The sequence below is a fragment of the Thermomicrobium sp. genome (genome assembly GCF_053493975.1).
Genome location: NZ_JBRBZA010000050.1, coordinates 1 through 17,666, shown reverse-complemented (window position 1 = coordinate 17,666; position 17,666 = coordinate 1). Strand labels below are relative to the sequence as shown.

Annotated in this window: 15 protein-coding genes; 10 read left to right on the top strand and 5 right to left on the bottom strand. The window is 67.1% G+C overall.

Annotation, left to right across the window (positions count from 1 at the left end; genetic code table 11):
- Together ACWIVK_RS08590 and ACWIVK_RS08585 are read left to right on the top strand one after the other, a co-directional pair.
- Positions 1 to 307: VOC family protein (locus ACWIVK_RS08590; protein WP_448576236.1), on the top strand; the 307-nt coding region annotated here is incomplete at its 5' end.
- A gap of 211 nt (positions 308 to 518) precedes the next feature.
- Positions 519 to 1,310 carry an SDR family oxidoreductase gene (locus tag ACWIVK_RS08585; RefSeq protein ID WP_448576235.1) on the top strand — a complete coding sequence of 264 codons (792 nt, stop codon included), beginning with the start codon at positions 519 to 521 and terminating at the stop codon, positions 1,308 to 1,310.
- Positions 1,311 to 1,772: 462 nt separating this feature from the next.
- Here ACWIVK_RS08585 and ACWIVK_RS08580 read toward each other — a convergent pair whose 3' ends face one another.
- Together ACWIVK_RS08580 and ACWIVK_RS08575 are read right to left on the bottom strand one after the other, a co-directional pair.
- Positions 1,773 to 4,484, bottom strand: a complete 2,712-nt coding sequence (locus tag ACWIVK_RS08580) for an ATP-binding cassette domain-containing protein (protein WP_448576234.1) — start codon at positions 4,482 to 4,484, stop codon at positions 1,773 to 1,775.
- A gap of 61 nt (positions 4,485 to 4,545) precedes the next feature.
- Positions 4,546 to 5,103 (bottom strand): ECF transporter S component, encoded by a 558-nt coding sequence (locus ACWIVK_RS08575; RefSeq protein ID WP_448576233.1) that lies wholly within the window; start codon positions 5,101 to 5,103, stop codon positions 4,546 to 4,548.
- 177 nt (positions 5,104 to 5,280) lie between these two features.
- Here ACWIVK_RS08575 and ACWIVK_RS08570 point away from each other — a divergent pair, with 177 nt between their 5' ends.
- Entirely contained in the window at positions 5,281 to 6,246 is a 966-nt protein-coding gene (locus ACWIVK_RS08570; RefSeq protein ID WP_448576237.1) for an ABC transporter ATP-binding protein, read from the top strand.
- A 3-nt stretch (positions 6,247 to 6,249) separates the two neighbouring features.
- A complete protein-coding gene (locus tag ACWIVK_RS08565) occupies positions 6,250 to 7,062 on the top strand; it encodes an ABC transporter permease subunit (protein ID WP_448576232.1) in 813 nt (270 codons plus the stop codon).
- Here the strand turns inward: ACWIVK_RS08565 and ACWIVK_RS08560 are convergent.
- Positions 7,003 to 8,274 (bottom strand): MFS transporter, encoded by a 1,272-nt coding sequence (locus ACWIVK_RS08560; RefSeq protein WP_448576231.1) that lies wholly within the window; start codon positions 8,272 to 8,274, stop codon positions 7,003 to 7,005. The genes ACWIVK_RS08565 and ACWIVK_RS08560 overlap by 60 nt on opposite strands.
- A gap of 183 nt (positions 8,275 to 8,457) precedes the next feature.
- Positions 8,458 to 8,829, bottom strand: a complete 372-nt coding sequence (locus ACWIVK_RS08555) for a DUF1801 domain-containing protein (protein ID WP_448576230.1) — start codon at positions 8,827 to 8,829, stop codon at positions 8,458 to 8,460.
- 209 nt (positions 8,830 to 9,038) lie between these two features.
- Here ACWIVK_RS08555 and ACWIVK_RS08550 point away from each other — a divergent pair, with 209 nt between their 5' ends.
- The 4 genes from ACWIVK_RS08550 to ACWIVK_RS08535 all read left to right on the top strand — a co-directional run bounded on the left by ACWIVK_RS08550 (position 9,039) and on the right by ACWIVK_RS08535 (position 14,179).
- The gene (locus tag ACWIVK_RS08550) at positions 9,039 to 9,284 is read left to right on the top strand and encodes a hypothetical protein (RefSeq protein ID WP_448576229.1); all 246 of its coding nucleotides are present in this window, start codon (positions 9,039 to 9,041) and stop codon (positions 9,282 to 9,284) included.
- A gap of 293 nt (positions 9,285 to 9,577) precedes the next feature.
- Positions 9,578 to 11,173, top strand: a complete 1,596-nt coding sequence (locus ACWIVK_RS08545; protein ID WP_448576228.1) for a long-chain fatty acid--CoA ligase — start codon at positions 9,578 to 9,580, stop codon at positions 11,171 to 11,173.
- Positions 11,170 to 13,383 (top strand): 3-hydroxyacyl-CoA dehydrogenase NAD-binding domain-containing protein, encoded by a 2,214-nt coding sequence (locus ACWIVK_RS08540; RefSeq protein ID WP_448576227.1) that lies wholly within the window; start codon positions 11,170 to 11,172, stop codon positions 13,381 to 13,383. Before ACWIVK_RS08545 ends, ACWIVK_RS08540 begins: the two co-directional genes overlap by 4 nt.
- Positions 13,384 to 13,408: 25 nt before the next feature.
- Complete coding sequence (locus ACWIVK_RS08535) at positions 13,409 to 14,179, top strand: enoyl-CoA hydratase/isomerase family protein (RefSeq protein ID WP_448576226.1); 771 nt, start codon at positions 13,409 to 13,411, stop codon at positions 14,177 to 14,179.
- Between the two features lie 96 nt (positions 14,180 to 14,275).
- On the opposite strand, the gene ACWIVK_RS08530 is transcribed toward ACWIVK_RS08535, so the two are convergent.
- The gene (locus tag ACWIVK_RS08530; RefSeq protein ID WP_448576225.1) at positions 14,276 to 15,616 is read right to left on the bottom strand and encodes a polysaccharide deacetylase family protein; all 1,341 of its coding nucleotides are present in this window, start codon (positions 15,614 to 15,616) and stop codon (positions 14,276 to 14,278) included.
- Positions 15,617 to 16,895: 1,279 nt separating this feature from the next.
- On the opposite strand from ACWIVK_RS08530, the gene ACWIVK_RS08525 reads away from it, so the two are divergent.
- Together ACWIVK_RS08525 and ACWIVK_RS08520 are read left to right on the top strand one after the other, a co-directional pair.
- Positions 16,896 to 17,384, top strand: coding sequence for a hypothetical protein (locus ACWIVK_RS08525; protein WP_448576224.1), 489 nt, complete (start codon positions 16,896 to 16,898; stop codon positions 17,382 to 17,384).
- 126 nt (positions 17,385 to 17,510) lie between these two features.
- Positions 17,511 to 17,645: a hypothetical protein gene (locus ACWIVK_RS08520; protein WP_448576223.1), complete on the top strand. Its 135-nt coding sequence runs from the start codon at positions 17,511 to 17,513 to the stop codon at positions 17,643 to 17,645.
- Positions 17,646 to 17,666: the final 21 nt, after the last annotated feature.

The following is a 17,666-nucleotide window of genomic DNA, read 5'->3' as shown; positions in this document are numbered from 1 at the left end:
TGTGCTCGGGCTCCGCGAGAAGCCGGTCCCCGAGACCCTGGCTGGACTCAATATCCTGCTCTGGTTCGATGTCGGGCCGAGCGAACTCCATATCGTCGCCGAGGACGACGAGACGCGCGGTCGCTCCCGACGACACGTCTGCTTCGAGGTGGACGACCTCGAGGCAGTACGCGCACGGCTCAGCGAGGCCGGGTACCAGCCGTACGACGCTGCTCCGATCCCGGGACGGCCACGTTTCTTCTGCCGTGACCCCTTCGGGAATCTCTTGGAATTCATGGTCTTCGCCGAGGAGCGCCGCGAGCACTGAGTCCCGTTGCACGAGGCAGGGAAGCGGTTTCTCTCCACTGCGCGACCGATCCGTCTCGGCGATCGGCAAACCGGACCGAGGTCCGGGGCAGTTGGGCGCGAGCGCGGTAGCCTTGCCAGCGTCGTCGACGCGACCCATACTCGACGGAGCGGTGCGGAGAGGCACCGGCCGACGCTGTCCGGTGCCGTGCGTTCGTCGAAGGAGGTGCAGGATGGATCTCGGGTTGCGTGGCAAGGTCGCGATGGTCGCTGCGGCGAGCCAGGGACTCGGCAAAGCCGTTGCGCTCGGTTTCGCGCGCGAAGGTGCCAACCTCGCCATTTGCAGCCGGAATCGAGCGGCGCTCGAGGCAGTCGCCGAAGAGGCGCGGGCGCATGGAGTCGACGTCCTGGCTCAACCGGCCGATGTGACCCGAGCCGAAGACATCACCGCTTTCGTCGAACGCACGGTCGCTCACTTCGGCGGGGTCGATATCCTGGTGACCAATGCTGGCGGCCCACCCGCGGGGACGTTCCAGGACTTCCCCGACGACGCGCCGTGGCAGGCAGCTTTCGAACTGACCCTGCTCAGTGCCGTGCGCCTGATCCGCGGCGTGCTCCCCTCGATGCGTGCTCGTGGTGGCGGATCGATCGTCGTGATGACGTCGTCGTCGATCAAGGTCCCGATCCCCAACCTGATCCTCTCCAACGTCTTCCGAGCCGGGGTCGCGGCCCTCGCCAAGACACTGGCCGAGGAGTTCGCACCGTACAACATTCGGGTCAATAACGTGCTGCCTGGACGCATCGCCACCGAACGCTTGCTCTATCTCGATCGCGTCACAGCCGAGCGCCTGGGGGTCGATCCAGAGACGGTTCGCCAGCGCGTTATCGCGAACATTCCGCTGGGGCGCTACGGCGATCCGGAAGAGTTCGCCAACGCCGTCGTTTTTCTCGCCTCGGAGCGCGCGAGCTACATCACGGGAGCGACGCTCCAGGTGGACGGTGGCTATATCAAGTGCATCTATTGAGCGAGACACCGGACACGCACCGGCGCCCGGGGTACCGGAGACGTGCCAGGGAAGACGTCCCAGGGTGCGGGCGAGTCATCTTCTCGCCGATCCTGTCCGTCCGCTCGCCAGGCCGATTCGTCGGGCCGGCAGCTCGCCCACCGTGAGGACCCCGGCCGTTCGGGAAAGGGAGTCGACACGTCTGGTGGGGCAGCGATCAGCCCCGGATGGACACCCACGCGATCCGCCGCGTTCGGTCGCTGATCGCCGGACGAGGTCTCGCACCGGCGTATCCGTGAGCATGCTCGCCAGGGACGCGCTCGCGGCACGGCACCGTCCAGCGGAGCGTTCTGCTGGCGCCCATGACGCTCGTCCTGCGGACGAGCCGACATCGGTCGCGTCCCTCTCCTGACCGATCGCTCCGGGCGCTGATCGGCGCGCTCGACGGGGGAGGGGGCCGCTGGCTCCTCGGACCGGTAAGGTTCAACCGAGCGGCCAGAGTGGCGAACGTCCCACCCCAGCCAGCGCCGCGACGAGGAGCGCGGCGGCGAGGGCTGCTCCTGCCACGAGCACCGACCAATCCAGCGCACGCATGCGGAGATCGGCGAAGTGCGGTCGGTTCCCGCGCCGACCGACTCCCCGGGCGGCGAGTGCCCAGCCGAGCTGCTGCGCCTGACGGAGGGTCGCGGCCAGAGCGACGGACAGGACCGGGAGCAGGGCACGCAGTCGGGCCATCCCGCGTTCGGGAATGATCCAGCCGCGCGTCTGCAAGGCCTCGGCAGCTGTCCAAAACGTCTGGGCGAAGACGGAAATGAAGCGCAAACCGATGGCGAGAGCGAGTCCCACGCTCAGGGGAAGCCCGAGCCGCACGAGGCTCTGCACGAAGGCACGCTCGTTCGTGGTCGCGAACCACGCGAGCGCGAGGAGAGCCAGCGCGACCACGCGGAGGGCGGCCCCGACTGCCCCCAACAGGCCCGGGAGGGTGATCACGACCGGACCAGCCTCCAGGAGGACCGGCGTGCCGGAACGATCGAAGAGTGGCCGCAACACCAACACGAGGACGAGGAGCGGGGCGAGGGCTCGCCAGACCGCGAGCGAGCGCGCGCGGTCGAACCCGCCTGCCCGCCACAGCACGAGGTGCAGGAATCCTGTCATAGCGAGCAAGGGAAGCGGACTCTGCCAGAGCAGCACCGGCAGCGCCAGCGCGAGGGCGAGCCCGAGCTTGACGCGTGGGTCGATCCGCGCCAGGAACGGGGGAACGCCGGCCGCTCGCGCTGGACTCGCCTCGGGCAGCGGGCCCTCCGGCTCGACAGCCGGGGTCTCGACGCTCTCCGGAGCGGTTCTCACCGGCGCGTGGTTCCCAGCGTGTTCCAATGCAGCGACCAGTTCTGCCGGTTCCAGCGCTGGTGGCAAGCCGAGGGCATGAGCGAGCGCGGTGACCGGCAACGGCACGAGCCCGGCCCTGGTCAGCAGCTCCACGTGACCCAGCACGGCGCGCGGGGTTCCACTGGCCCAGACGCGTCCGCCGGAGAGGAGGACGACGCGGTGCGCACAGCGAGCGACGAAGCGGAGATCGTGGCTGACGACGAGCGTGCTCTGGCCGTTCGCTGCTCGCTCGGCGAGCAGCCGAGCGAGACGATCGCGACCGGTACGGTCGAGTGCACTGGTCGGCTCGTCGAGCACGAGCAGTCTCGGTTGGCGAGCCAGCGCGGCGGCCAGGACGACGAGCTGGCGCTGGCTGCGACTCAGTATCCAATGTGGACGATCGGCGACGAGGGCGAGACCGCACTGCTCGAGCACGGCCGCGGTCCGGGCAGCGACCTCCGCTGGTGCCGATCCGAGCGTCCGGAGCGCGAAGGCGACCTCGTCCCGCGGTGTCGTGCGAACCAGCTGGTGGTCGGGGTTCTGCGCCACATACCCGACGAAACGAGCGAGTTCACCGATCGAGCGCGTGCGGGTCTCCTCCCCAGCCACCAAGACCCGACCACGCTCGGGGCGCAGCGCACCGATGATAAGGCGGGCGAGCGTGGTCTTGCCCGATCCATTGGGGCCGACCAGAGCGACGATCTCTCCTGGAGCAACGGTCAGGTCGATGTCCTGGAGCACCAGCGGACCATCGGCATAGCGGAAGGAGACCTGCTCGAGTCGGAGGACTGGCTCGGTCGAGGCGTCCGGCGGCGTTCTACCCGGTTCAGCTGCAGAGCGAGCTGGCAGCCTGGTCGAAGCCGGAGGCTCTGGCACCAGCAGTGCGTGGTGCGGCGAGATGGCCGGCACGGCCCGAGCGAGGAAGACGCGAGCATCCTCGACCGTGCGGAAGACGGGTAACGGCGTGCTCCCGAGCACCGGCGCGAGCGCCGCGGCCAGCAGCGCCAGCTGGGGCGGATCGATCCCCAGTTCGCCGAGGCGATCAGGGTCAGCGAAGGCGACGCTCGCGGGTGCATCGAGCACGAGGCGCCCACCGGCCAGCCCGAGCAGCCGGTCGACGAGTGGGAGCAGGAAATCGCCATCGCGCTCGGCCAGCACGATAGTCAGGGCGCGTTCCGGCTGGGCGGCCAGTTCGGCCAGTGTCCGTTGGATCTCCCGCTTGCCGAGCGGATCGAGCTGGGCTGCCGGCTGGTCGAGGACGAGGAGCGTTGGCTGGCGAGCGAGTGCCACGGCGATGGCCAGGCGCTGCTTCTGCCCACCCGAGAGGTGACTCACGGGCCGGTCACGCAGCGCCGCGAGGCCGACGACGGTGAGCGCCCAGTCCACGCGCCGAGCCACTTCCTCCGGCGGGTCACCGCGGAGTTCCAGCGCGAACGCGACCTCTTCCGCGACGGAGAGACCGATCAGGTTGGCTTCGGGGTCCTCGAAGACGATGCCGACGCGCTCGGCGAGATCAGCCGGCGATACGCTCGTCGTCTCGTTGCCGGCAACCTCGAGCCACCCGCGCACGACACCGCCGGTCTCGTGCGGCACGATACCAGCGAGCGCTCGGCACAGGGTGGTGAGTCCGCTGCCGCTCGCTCCGACGAGGCCGACGAGCTGACCGGCTGGGATCACGAAGGACAGGTTCTCGAGCGCTGGCTCGGCAGGATCCGCGGACTCCAGGCTGGGGTAACGATAGGTGAAGCGTTCGGCCCGAACAGCGAACTGGACGGAATCGCAGGCGTTCGGCGCGCGTTCGCCAGCCGGCGAGTGCGGGTCAATCTGCATGCCAGCTCGATCCGATCAGCCGCGCAGCATCAGGGCACCGGCTCGCAGCGTACCGGAACGGTTACGCTTCGCGGCGGAAACGGGCCGGCCGGAGTTGGGCCAGCACGACCGGATAGGTCCGCCGGAAGAAGACCGTGAGCGCGATCCCACCGATGGCACCGGTGGTCACCTGCCAGAGATTGAAGGGGAGGTTCGCGATGGCCGTAGCCAACCCGATGCGCAGCAGAGCGACCTCCCACAGGAAGTACCCGACGACGATGATCGCGCCACCCAAGACCGTCGCGAGAACCAGGCGCCAGAAACCAGCTCGCCAGCCGATCCATCCAGCCAGGAAACCTTGCAGCCCATGCAGCACGAGCGTCGCTGGAGCGTACTGACCATAGCCACTGGTCAAGTCAGCGAGCATGGGACCGAGGGCGCCGCTGACGCCACCGACGATCGGACCGAAGAGGAACGCCCCGGTGTAGATGGCGATATCCCCCAAGTGGATGTATCCGCTGGGGATCGGGACCTGAATGAAGCGCGTCGCCACGAAGACGACCGCGATCATCACGCCGGCCAGCGCGATGGTCAGCGGGCTCACCTCGAATCGTCGTTGTTCCGATCGCGGACGATCCATCGTTCCCCCTCCTCTCTCACACCCCTCAAGCCTGGGTCACCATGAGCGCTTTGGCAACAGCCAATCGGCACCATCCAATCCGGCCAGTAGCCGACGGACTGGTGACCAGGTTGCCGAGGCACCGACAGGCGAGGAGAATTCGGCAGAGTGCGCACCACTCGCTGAGGGAGGCACGCGATCGACAGGCAGCAGGCAGGCAGTGAAGACGGACCGATCATCCTCGTCTCGCGGCTCGAGCGGCGGTTCGGGGAGGTCGTTGCCCTGGCCGGCATCGACTTTACGGTCGTCGCTGGGGAAGTCGTCGGCCTGCTCGGGCACAACGGGGCAGGGAAGACGACGACGCTCCGTTTGCTCCTGGGTCTGCTCGCGCCCCATGGGGGAACGATCCGGGTCTTCGGCATGGAACCGGTAGTCGCCGGAGAGGCGATCCGGGCGCGCACCGGTGCGGTGGGGGAGCAGGTCGGGCTCGACGAGCGACTGACGGCCCGGGAAATCCTGACGTTTTTCGCCGATCTCTACGCTGTCCCACCAGCCGTGCAACGCCACCGGATCCCCCTCCTCCTGGAGCAGTTCGGCCTGGCTGACGTGGCCGACCGGCGCGTCGCGACGTTCAGCGCCGGCATGCGGCAACGCTTGGCGCTGGCCCGCTGCCTGCTGCACGACCCCGAACTCTTGCTCCTCGACGAGCCGACGACAGCGCTCGATCCGGTGGCGGCACACCAGGTGCGCGAACTCATCGCCGCGCGACGACGGGAGGGACGGACCATCCTCTTGGCGACGCATAACCTGGACGAGGCCGAGCGGTTGTGCGACCGGGTGATCATCTTGGAACGAGGTCGCGTCCTGGTGGAGGGACCGCCGCGCGAACTCGCCGCTGCGCTGGGCGTCCCGGCACAGCTTTCCCTCGAGGTCGATCCGGAGCGAGGAGCGGAAGCACTGACGCTCCTCAGTCGGTGTGGCGCAGTCGCCCGCCTGGAACCCGAACCTGGCCGGCTCACCGTCGAGCGCGTGACGCGGCGGCAGGTGCCAGAACTGGTCGCGCTCCTCGTCGCTGAAGGAATCGCGGTGTACGGTGTGAGCTTGCAGACCCCCTCGTTGGAGGACGTCTATTTGGCTTTGCATCAGAGGGCCGAGCGGAGGTGACCAGTGCACTGGCGTCGCATTCGCGCGATCATCCGCAAGGACCTTCTGGCCGTGCGCCGGAGCCGGACGGTGTTTTTGCCGCTCGTGCTCGTGCCACTCGTCTTCTTCGTGCTCATGCCAGTCGCGATCGGGCTCTTGGCGCGTCTCCTACCCATCGACGACAGCGATGCCCAGGACCTGGAGCGGTTGATCCGGGCGCTGCCAGCTGCCGAACGCGAGCGCTTCCAGGAACTGAATCCAGGACAGCAGCTGGCCGTCCTCTTCTTCAGCTACCAGTTCGCGCCGCTGATCCTGATCGTTCCCCTCGCCACGACGATGGTGATCGCGGCTGACGGGATCGCTGGGGAGCGAGAACGACGGACGCTCGAAGCACTCCTGGTCACGCCGGTGCGCGACGAGGAGTTGTTCTTGGGCAAAGTGCTGGCGGCTGCCCTCCCGGCCAGCCTGATCGACTGGATCGGCGCGACGATCGCGGCGCTCTTGGCGGTCGCGGTCAGCGGGATCGGCCCACCGCTCCTCCCCAGTCCTTCCTGGCTCATCCTGGCCTATCTCGGTGGACCGGGCGTGGCCGTGTTCGGTCTCAGTATCGTCGTCCTCATCTCGTCGCGCGTCCGTGGAATGCAGGAAGTCTCACAACTGAGCGGGCTGGTCGCGATCCCGCTCATCGGCTTGATCGTCGCGCAAGGGAGTGGACTCTTCTTGCTCGATTGGCGGCTGGCACTGGCTGGATCCCTGGTGATCTGGGGGATCGCGGCATTACTCCTGCGCGTCGGTCGACGGTCGTTCCAGCGCGAGGCGCTTCTCGGTGTGGGGTGAGCGAGCGGTGCCGAGCAACGAGCGACGCGCCGCGGTCTCGGCCAGGCAGGCAGCGCCAGCCGAGAGCACTCCGACGACCACGAGCGCTAGCCAGATCGGCTGGTAACGACCGAGAGCCGTGTAGAGGAGGCCGGCACCGAGCGGCGCAGCCGCGCGAGCGAGCGTGACGGGCAGGGTCATGGCCCCGGCGATCGCACCGTAGGCCGCACTGCCGAACAACTCAGCGGGGCGAGCCGCTCGCACGATCGTGATCATCCCGTTCGCCATGCCGAAGAGGACGACGAAGGCGAGCACGCCGGCGGCGCGGTGACCAGCCACGAGCAGGAGCAGCAGCGCACCTCCCTGGACGAGGAAGACGAGCGTGGTGAGGACGCGGTCGGAGAGCCAGCGACCGAGCGGCACGATGAGGAGCCGACCCGGAATCTGCATGAGGCCGATCAGCCCGGTTGCGGAAGCAGCGAAGGCGGGCGCATAGCCGCGGTCGAGCAGCGAAGGGAGGAGATGCACGGTGACGGTCACGGTGACGAAGGCTGCCAGGGTGAGGGCTGTCGTGAGAGCCCAGAAGGGAAGAGTCCGCAGGGCAGCACCAGCAGTCGTCGCGGCCCGCGGTCGGGGGGAGATCGGCTCGCGTGGTGGAGCGCGGAGCAGGAGGGCGTGCGGGAGCACGGTCGCGAGCGCGAGCAGTCCGGCCAGGACGAGGAGGGCAGAGCGCCAGCCCAGGTGCGCGATCAGCCAGGTGATGAGCGGGGTGAAGATGACGCTGGCCAAGGCACCCACGAGCGTGAGCACGGTGATCGCCTGGCGCCGGCGACGCTCGAACCACTTGGCGATCGTCGCGAAAGCAGGCTCGTAGAGCACCAGGGCCATGACGAGGCCGAGTCCTGCCCACACGACGTAGAACGCAGGCAGCTGGGTGATGCGTGCCCAGGCCAAGAGGAGCAGCGTCGCCGCGAGGGAGCCGAGCGTCATGGGAAGGCAAGGACCCCGTCGATCGAGCCAGCGCCCGACCAGTGGCGCGACGAGGCCGGAGAGGAGCAGAGCGAGCGAGAAGGCACCAGTCAATTGCGCGCGCGACCAGCCGAACTCCTGCTCCATCGGAACGAGAAAGACAGCAAAGCCGTAGTAGAGAACACCCCAGGAGACCGTCTCGGTCAGGGCGAGCGTGGCCACGATCACCCAGGCATAGCCCGCATCACGTTGGTGGGGATGCACCGTGCTTTCTCCTCCGGTCGCTGCTCCAGGAACGAAGCGCTGAGCGAGCAAGCACAGGGTCGTGCGACAGCGCTGGTCCGAGCGAGTGGGGCGAGGGGTCGGACACCGCTCTCTCCCGGTGCGTCGCTCCGATTTCCTGAGCGGGCGAGCGACCGAGCACAGGCAGAGCGGACCAGCGGACGTTCACGATGGCTCGCGGTCGGTCGCTCCGACAGCCCGCTGGACCAACTCTCGCACGCGCGCCTCTTCGGCCGGGCCGAGTTCGGTGATGGCGAACGCGACCGGCCACCAGGTGCCCTCGTCGAGCTGGGCTTTGTCAGTGAAGCCGAGGGTGAGAGAGCGTTCGCCGAACGTCTGCGGACTGCGGAAGAAGCAGACGACAGCTTTCTCCAGCGCGTACGCGGGGAGACCGTACCAGAGGCGCGGCGTGAGCTGTGGTGCAGTGCTGCGGATCACGCCGTCGAGGCGCTCAGCGATGGAGCGCCACGGCTCGGGCATCGCGGCGATGGCGGCACGGACAGCTTCTCCACCGGTCAGCGCACCGCTCCGTCGCACGGTGCTCCGCTGCCTGCGGCGTCAGGCTGCGCTGCGTCTGCTGGGACATGCATCGGCTCATCGTTCATCGTGCTCTCCTCGGGCAAGTCCTCGACTCTTCAGCAGCAGCGTAACAGGGAAGGCGTGTCGGCACCAGGCGAGCCCAAACCGGAAGAGGCAGAGTGTCACCGAGTCCTGCTCGTCTTTCGCGCGATCAGGAGTCCACAAGGGTGGACGACACTGACGAGGTGACAGAGCGGTACGACGCGCGGTCGAGCAAGCGCGGCGCCGGGTCGACGACAGCGGCGGCTCGCTTCGCCCGATCCATTCTGGCGGTCGTGACAGGCGGTCGCCGGGATGCAGCGAAGGAGCGACGTCGAGACCACCAACTCACCGAGGACGCAGGGGGAACACTCGCTGTTACACAGATCGAGCGACCGCCCTGCGCCGTCCTGAGCCGGGCGACGGTGGAGTGAGCGGTGTGCGCTCACTCGGTCGCGAGCGGGAGCGTGGGTGCCGTCCGACGAGCGCCGGAGGAGGCATGGAGCCGAAACGCTCGGCTCGGCCAACTCGCGCCCACCCTGTGTCTGGCTCGTCGGCTGTTCGAGGGAGGGTTGACGGGCTCGATCGCGGACGCTATTTTATGCGTGAACAAACGTACTCGCAGTGCCGCCCACGCGGAGTTCCCGGAGCGAGTCGATCACTCTTCCGAGAGGGTTTCGTCGGAGAGGAGCGCCGGTACACGGATCGGGCAGGAGGGAAGCGCGGCATGAATCTGGACACGCTCACCATTCGACACGTGCTGGTGCGCACGCATCGTTACTTTCCGCGCTCCGAAGTCGTGGAGCGAGTCGGAGACGGCCAGGTTCGGCGGTTCTGCTACGCGGAGTTGGCCGAAGAAGCGATCCGACTGGCTAACGGGCTGAGGAGCCTGGGAGTCCGAGAAGGTGACCGGGTTGCCACCCTGTTATGGAACACCTGGCCGCACCTCGTGGCCTACCTAGCGATTCCGAACATCGGCGCGGTGATCCACACGCTGAACTTGCGTCTGCACCCGAACGACCTCGCCTACATCGCTCACCATGCTGAGGACAAGGTTCTGATCGTCGAGGACTCGCTGGTGCCGCTCTACGAGCAGTTCCGTGACCGCGCTCCCTTCCAGCAGGTCATCGTCGTCGGAGACGCATCGAAGGTTCCGGGGGCACTCTCCTATGCGGAGCTGATCCAGCGACACGAACCGGACGAACGAGCGCTGGTGGATGTGCATTGGAACACGCCGGCTTTCCTTCTCTATACGTCGGGGACGACGGGGAAGCCGAAGGGAGTGCTGTACGTGCATGCGCAGCTCGCACTGGCAGCGCTGGCGTTGACCTCGACGATCACCTACTACGTCAGCAAGGAAGACTCGATCGTCCTCTCGGTCCCGATGTTCCATGTGGCGAGTTGGGCGCTCCCCTACGCCGGACTGATCGTCGGGGCCAAACTGGTGCTGCCTGGCCCGCACCCGCAGCCGGCTGACCTCTTGAACTTGCTCTCCGACGAGCAGGGGACCTTCGTGGCCGGAGTTCCGACGGTTTGGCACGATGCGGCGAATCTCGTCGAGAAATATCCGGGACGATGGACGTTCTCGCCGAAGCTCCGGCTGATCCTGGGTGGGAGCGCGGCACCGGAAGCGTTGATTCGTCGCTGGGAGTCGTTCGGTGTGACGGTGATCCACGGCTGGGGGATGAGCGAGGTCCTGCTCGGTCTCCAGTCGCACGTCAAACTGGCCGACTTTCCACCGGAGAAGCGCTACGAATTGCTGCTCAAGCAGGGGATGCCCTGTCCGTTCGTCGAAGCCAAAGTGCTGACCTTCGATGGTGCGGAGGCCCCATGGGATGGGAAGACGATGGGTGAACTCCTGGTACGTGGCGCCTGGATCGCCGACTCGTACTATCGGGGCGAGAGTCCGGACTCGTTCGTCGATGGCTGGCTCCGCACTGGGGATGTGGCGGTCATCGACCAGGAAGGCTACGTCAAGCTCGTCGACCGGTTGAAGGACGTCATCAAATCGGGTGGGGAGTGGATCAGCACGATCGAGCTGGAAAACGCCCTGATGAGTCATCCGGCAGTAGAGGAAGCGGCTGTGATCGGCGTGCCGCACGAGCGCTGGCAGGAGCGACCGATCGCGGTCGTGGTCCTACGCGGGGGGCAGTCTACCACCGAGGAAGAACTGAAAGAATACTTGCGCCAGCGGTTCGTCCGCTGGTGGGTGCCGGACGCGATCGTCTTCGTCGACGAGTTGCCGAAGACTTCCACCGGCAAACTGGCGAAGGCGACGCTCCGCGAGCGGTTCCGTGACTGGAAGTGGGAGGAGCGCGCGTGATCGAGAAGGTCGGGGTCCTAGGCGCCGGATCGATGGGTGCAGCGGTCGCTGCGCTCGCTGCCTCGGCGGGGCTGGAGGTCGTCCTGCTGGACGTGAAGGGGGAAGACGATCCCGCCGGGCCAGCTCGCCGCGGGCTGGAACGAGCGGTCAAGCAGCGAGCATTCCTCGATCCGAGCGCGGCCGGCCGGGTTCGGGTCGGCAACGTGGAGGACGATCTCCCGTTACTCGCTCGCTGCGACTGGGTACTGGAAGCGATCATCGAGGATCGGGAGGCGAAGCGCACGCTGTTCCAGCGTCTCGCTGACGTCCTGTCTCCCCAGACGATCGTCACGACCAACACCTCGACCTTCACGCTGCACGGGTTGCTCCCGGACGAACTCGGTGCCTGGCGAAATCGGTTCTTCGTCACCCATTTCTTCAATCCACCGCGAGCGCTGCTCCTCTGCGAGGTGACAGCCTTCCCGGAGGGAGAAGGGGAACGCTTTTTGGGCTTCGTCCGTTTCCTGGAGCAACGCTTGGGACGACGCGTCCTCCTCGTCCGCGATACCCCGGGCTTCGTCGCCAACCGCTTCGGCATCTACGCCTTGGCACACGCCGTGCGGCTGACGACCGAACTCGGGCTCACTCCGGAGGAGGTGGATGCCTTGACCGGCCCGCTGCTGGGTCGGCCACGTTCCGCCACTTTCCGGACGATCGACCTCACCGGTGTGGACATCCTGGTCCTGGGGACGCGGAGCTTGCAAGAATCGACCGGTGACGACTACGCGGTACCCGAGTGGATCCTGGAGCTGTACCAGGCCAAGCGGTTGGGCGACAAGACGGGTGGGGGGATCTACCGCCGCGAGGGAGAGCAGCAGCTGACCTACGATCCCCTGCAGCGCGGCGATCGTCCCTTCCGCCCAGCCGTGATTCCCGGGCTCGACGATCTCCTGCGCCAGCCGTTTCCAGAGCGCTTGTTGGGGGCGCTGGACTTGCCCTCGCCCTACGGAGACTACGTGCGGCACCTTCTCGGGCGCACCTTCGGGTACGTGCTCGCGCGCACGCGCGATGCGGCGCGCGACATCGCCAGTGTCGACCGAGCACTCGAGTGGGGGTTCGGCTGGGCGGCCGGACCGTATGCGCAGATGCAGTTCCTCGGACTCCAGCGCGTCCGGGCGCTCCTGCAGGACGCTGGTGGACCCGTGCCGGATCTCCTCGCGCTCGCCGAGGAGCGAGGCGGATTCTTTCGCGATGGCCAGGTCTTGGATCCTGCCAGCGGCGAACTGGTCCCGGAGGAGCAGCTTCCCTCGACGCGCCGGACACGCCAGATCCGGCTGCGGGAAGCACTCGACCGCCAGGGAACGCTCGACCTCGGCGACGGAGTACTGGCTGTACGGGTACGCTCGCTCGGCGCACTGCCGGAACTCGTGGCGGACGCGCTGGCCCACGGGCCGAGCGCGCTGGTGCTGGTGCCGGCCTTCGCGGGTCTGGGCTATCCGTACGAAGAGCTCCTCGAGTTGGCCGAGCGGGGCGAGTGGGAGACGATCGAGCAGCGACTCGTGGCGCTGCAGGAGGCACTGTGGGCCGTGGCACGCGGGCCGGTGCCGGTGGTGACGGCCCTCGACGGGGAAGGACGCGGGGCTGCAACGACGCTGGCGCTTTGGAGCGACGCGACCGTGGCGTTTCTCACGACGCCGTTGGGATTCCCCGGCATGACCGCTGGACTGCTCCCGCTCGGCGCGCTGGCGGCGTTGCGCGTGCGGGCTGAAGCGCGAGGGCACGGGCTGCCGGCACCGCTGCGGGCCGAACGCGGGGTGGTGAGCGCGCTCAACACCTTCCTGGTATCCGAGCGCGTGGACTCGGCGCAGCGTGCGGGGATCTCCGGGCTACTCGGGGACCGCTGGCTGGCGACGATGGATCGCGACGGCTTGCTCGACGCTGCCGCGGGACTGGCTCGCGCTCTGGCACGGAGCGTGCCGGTGCGTCCGCTGGCGGACGCCGTCGAGTTGGCCGCAGCCGGGGAGCAGGCGACGGCCGGGTTGCGGCTCGCCGAGCTGGAGTCGGCTGCGCGGCCGGTGGTGGAAGCACTGGCACGAGCAGTGGGTCGATCGGGCACCGTGCAGGATCTCCTCGCGGGCGAGCGAGCCGTTCTGAGCGAGCTCCTGCGGGACGAGGAGTTCCGGCAGCGCGCCCGCGCGACCCTGCAGGCACTGGCAGCAGCGCGGCGGTGAGGTGACGGGGAAAAGGGGAGACAGCATGGCGCGGATCCTGCGGGAACGACGAGACGGAGTACTCCTGCTCCGGCTGAACCGGCCGGACAAGCTCAACGCGATCGACGCGGAGATGCTCGGCGAGTTGTGCGCTGCGCTGGAGGACGCGCGAGTCGACGACGCGGTCCGCGTGGTCGTCCTGACCGGCAACGAGCGGGCATTCTCGGCGGGGGCCGATATCGACGGCTTCGCTGGAGTGACGGTCGAGGAGCTGGCGACGAGCCGCTCTGACCTTCCGCAATGGGACACGATCCGGCGCTTTCCCAAGCCCCTGATCGCGGCTGTTTCCGGTTACGTGTTCGGGGGAGGGCTGGAGCTCGCACTCGCCTGCGACATCGTGGTGGCGGCGCAAGGAGCGCGGTTCGCCGCGCCGGAAATCAAGATCGGGCTCATTCCGGGGGCTGGAGGGACGCAACTCTTGGCCCGTCGCTTCGGCAAGTACCGGGCGATGGAACTGGTGCTGACTGGGCGAGAGTTTTCGGCGGAGGAGGCCGAACGCTGGGGTCTGGTCAATCTGATCGTCCCCGCGGAAGAATATCTCGAGCGAGCACTCGAACTGGCGCAGCAGATCGCACAGTACCCGCCGGCAGCGGTGCGGGCGGCGAAAGCGGCGATCGTGACCGGGCTCGAGATGCCGCTGGATGCGGCGCTGCGCTTCGAACGCGAACTCTTCTTGCGGGTCTTCGCGACACCGGAGGCGCAGGAAGCGATCCAGCGCTTTCTGGAACGCCGGCGGGCCAAGCAACAAGCTGGGTGAATACCATCCTGCGCCGGGAAGGGAAGGGGACGCGGGCCGGCTGGGACGAACGACCCAGCCGGTCTCGTCTGGCGAGCGGCAAGCGTGCGGCGAGCGTCAGAAACGCTCGACGTACCAGGCGAAGCGATCGAGGGAAATGCGCCCGTCGATCTCGATGCGCGGCTCGACCCAGCGCTTGGCGCGCGTCCAGTGGGTTCCACCCCAGGCGGCCATGGCGCCGAGGTAGCCCGTCGTGCTGACGATGCTCGCGACGCGGGGGTTCCAATCGCCCCCTGGGTAAGCGAAGAAGCGGACTGGCTCACCGAGCCAGGACTCGAGCGTGCGGCGACTGGTCTCGGCTTCCCAACGGACGGCGCCATCGTCGAGGCGCGTCATGGCGCGGTGCGTCATGGAATGCGAGCCGATCTCGTGGCCCATGGAACGGAGCTCGCGCAGCTCGGCTGCGCCGAGCGCGCTCCGGCCAGGCAGGACGAAGAAGGTGGCCGTCATGTTGCGGGCAGCCAGCGCGCGGGCCGCGGCGAGCTGGCTGCGCGGGCCATCGTCGAAGGTGATGACGACGGCTCGCTCGGGGAGCGGGCCATCGGCGAGGAGCGCCTCGAACGCCTGCTCGAGCGAGATGGTGACGTAGCCGTTGGCGAGGAGCCAATCGAGCTGCTGCTCGAGGCGCCAGAGGGGGATACGGTAGCGAGCGGCCGGTTCGCCGACATCGTGGTACATGAGCACCGGCAGGCGGAAAGCGCGCGGGAAGAGGGCTGGATCGTAGTCAGGCACGCCGGGCTGGCGGGGGACGGGAGCGGTCTCGACGCCGTCGCGGGCGGCGAGCTGGGCACCGAGGCGAGCGAGCTGGACTTCCCAGAGCGTGCCGAGCGCCTCGGGGTGCCAAGAGAAGCGGGCACGCTCGAAGTACTGGACGGTGACGGGCTGGCCGGTTTCGGGATCGACCTCGGTGAATTCTTCGGAGATCGGGTAGCCGAAGACGGGGAGGCCGCCGTTGCGGAGCCAGAAGCGGAGGAAACCGTGGGCGAGGAAATGGCCGGTTTCCGGGAAGAAGCGGCGGAGCGGTGTCGGAGACGGGGGCTTGTCCGGGACGAGCGGCCCGAAGGCTGGATGGTTCCACCCGGCGGTCAGCACGGCGGCGATCCGGGTGAGCTGGACGGGGCAAGCCGGATTCCCGGCGCAGCCGGGCGGTGCCTCCATGCGCACCCGCTCGAAGTACTGGACGAGCAGGCCTTCCCGTTCGTGCGCCTCGCTCAGGGGATAGCCGAGGATGCGGAGTCCACCGTGGGCACGCCAGAAGGAGAGGAACGGCTCCGCGACGTGGTGGCCAGTGGTAGGGAAGTAGACGATGGGAGAACCTTCGGCCGCCCGCAATGGCTGCACGGTGGCGAACCAGCTGAGCACGAGCGACCAGATCCAGAGGAACCGGAGCGACCGCATCACCCTCCCCTTCCCGCGCGTCCCGCAGCGAGGATCCGTCCTCAATGCCTCTCTACCAGAGAAACGAGCGAACTCGCGAACGGGTTACGAAGGGATGACGAGGAAGCGGGAAGCTCGTCCGCTCGAAGCCAGGGTGGTCGATCGGGGTGGCGTTTCGCTCGCGAGCGCAGGCACGAGCCACGCCGAGTCGTCACTGCCGGGCGCGCCGGTTCGTTTCGCTCGCGAGCACAGGGAGGAGCCAGTACGGTGCCGAGACCGCGACGTCGTGGCGAGCGCCCGGCTGGTACCTACCTGGTTTTGGTGCTGCGGCAGTGTGGGGCTGCCTCGGGCGGGACGGGCCTCCTCGACAGCAGGCAATTGCCGACGACTCGCGGGCTGGGGCGTTCGCGAAATCGGGCACTGACAGGCAGGTGATACGGCGAGCGCTCGAAGAGGAAACCGATGATGCGAGACCCACAGGCGTGCTCGGACACGTCGACAATCGATCACCCTGTTCGTCAGTCGGTGCGCCCTGCAACGACACCACACCGGTTCGGATCGAAGGCACGCCTGTTCTGGACAGCAACGATCTCCGAGCTCTCACCGCCGCCAAATCAGGCGACTCGCGAGAGATTCGGAGCGTGCAGGCGCGATCGACACGCCTCGGGGGAAGCGGCCCTCGCATCACTGTTGTGGTTCCGAGGCGTGACATCGGACCGCACGCTTTTGCACAACAGAGAGCGATGAGTTCAGCAAATCCCTGTCTCGACCAGTAGCGAACACAGCTCAGAACACTGACGATCTTTCTCCCTCGCGTGACATCGAGGATAGAAGGAGTGTTCGCTATGATGACGAAGGGCAACTCGATGGGCAGCAGTCCCCGCAATACGCCTGAGAGAAGGGCAGTTCGAAGGAAGAGGACTGCGGGGAACTCCGAGAAAAGCACTCTCGCAGGATCCGTCGATATGATTTCAGGTGCGCAGCACTGTATCCTGAGATCGCACGGCAAGCATCGTTCGATCGCTTGCATCAACGAATCGTCGCTCTCGATCTGGACGATGCTTCTGGTTCTGACCGGGAGCGCATCGCACAGGCAGGAAGCATCAGCACCATTCTTACTCGTCCAGGAGACGATATACTGCGAAACAACTGACGCAAGAGCACATCCATACCGAAGGAGCATGAAGCGCCGTCTTCTGACTCCATCGCGAGGACGCAAGAGACCCAGCTCGTGCTTGTGGCGATCGGTGTTCGTCGGCCAGCGCACGAGTCTCTCGAGTCGACGGAGCACGGAGGAGCGATGCCCGAACCCGCATTTGCCGACGCGTCGTCGGATAAAGACTTGGAACGGTTGAAGGCAGAGATTCTCTCGATGCGGCGCCACCGGAAGGATGGACGGCCAGCACCGCACAAGCTCGTTCTTCTTTTGGCCGTGATCGATAGCTTCGCTGACGGAACCATCCGCGACAATCGGATTCGTCTCGATGATCGACTGGAAATGTCTTTTCGACGGCATTTCGAGCGCTTCGGCATGGAAGGGCATGAGGCGCGAATCGTCTATCCGTTCTTTCATTTGAGATCGTCACCATTCTGGCACCACCGCATCAGGAAGGGGCAGGAAGCCTCCTATGCGGCATCGACGACAGTCGTGAGCAAAGCAGCCGTCGATCGATTGATCGAGTACGCCTACTTGTCCGACTATGCCTATGCAGTGATGACTTCGTCCAGCAAAAGAGAGCAACTTCGGCGCTGGATCGAAGGACTGCTCCGGGAGGAGCAGAGCGAATAGTGAAGCAAGGACAAAAGTTCGATAGGCCGGCTCCTGACTCGAATGGGCACGGGAACGTTAGCTGTTGCACGCCCTGGGTCTCCACTCAGGCACCAGTGTCCTCGAGTGTTTCCATCGATCCGGTGGATGAGACAGAATCGCGAAGAAGCGCAGGCGACGATTCGGATCGGGATCGGGCGGTTCACGACGCCCGAGGAGGTCGAGCGCGCAGCGGACCGGATCGCGTTCGCCTGGGAGCGACTCGTCGCAGCCGACTGGTGAGCGCTCGTCAGTCCACCGCTC

Bases quoted from the DNA above. Each gene is read 5' to 3' on its own strand.
- ACWIVK_RS08525 (WP_448576224.1), top strand. From the start codon at position 16,896: ATGCCCGAACCCGCATTTGCCGACGCGTCGTCGGATAAAGACTTGGAA.
- ACWIVK_RS08580 (WP_448576234.1), bottom strand. From the start codon at position 4,484: ATGCAGATTGACCCGCACTCGCCGGCTGGCGAACGCGCGCCGAACGCC.
- ACWIVK_RS08530 (WP_448576225.1), bottom strand. From the start codon at position 15,616: ATGCGGTCGCTCCGGTTCCTCTGGATCTGGTCGCTCGTGCTCAGCTGG.
- ACWIVK_RS08520 (WP_448576223.1), top strand. From the start codon at position 17,511: ATGAGACAGAATCGCGAAGAAGCGCAGGCGACGATTCGGATCGGGATC.
- ACWIVK_RS08545 (WP_448576228.1), top strand. From the start codon at position 9,578: ATGAATCTGGACACGCTCACCATTCGACACGTGCTGGTGCGCACGCAT.
- ACWIVK_RS08535 (WP_448576226.1), top strand. From the start codon at position 13,409: ATGGCGCGGATCCTGCGGGAACGACGAGACGGAGTACTCCTGCTCCGG.
- ACWIVK_RS08585 (WP_448576235.1), top strand. From the start codon at position 519: ATGGATCTCGGGTTGCGTGGCAAGGTCGCGATGGTCGCTGCGGCGAGC.
- ACWIVK_RS08575 (WP_448576233.1), bottom strand. From the start codon at position 5,103: ATGGATCGTCCGCGATCGGAACAACGACGATTCGAGGTGAGCCCGCTG.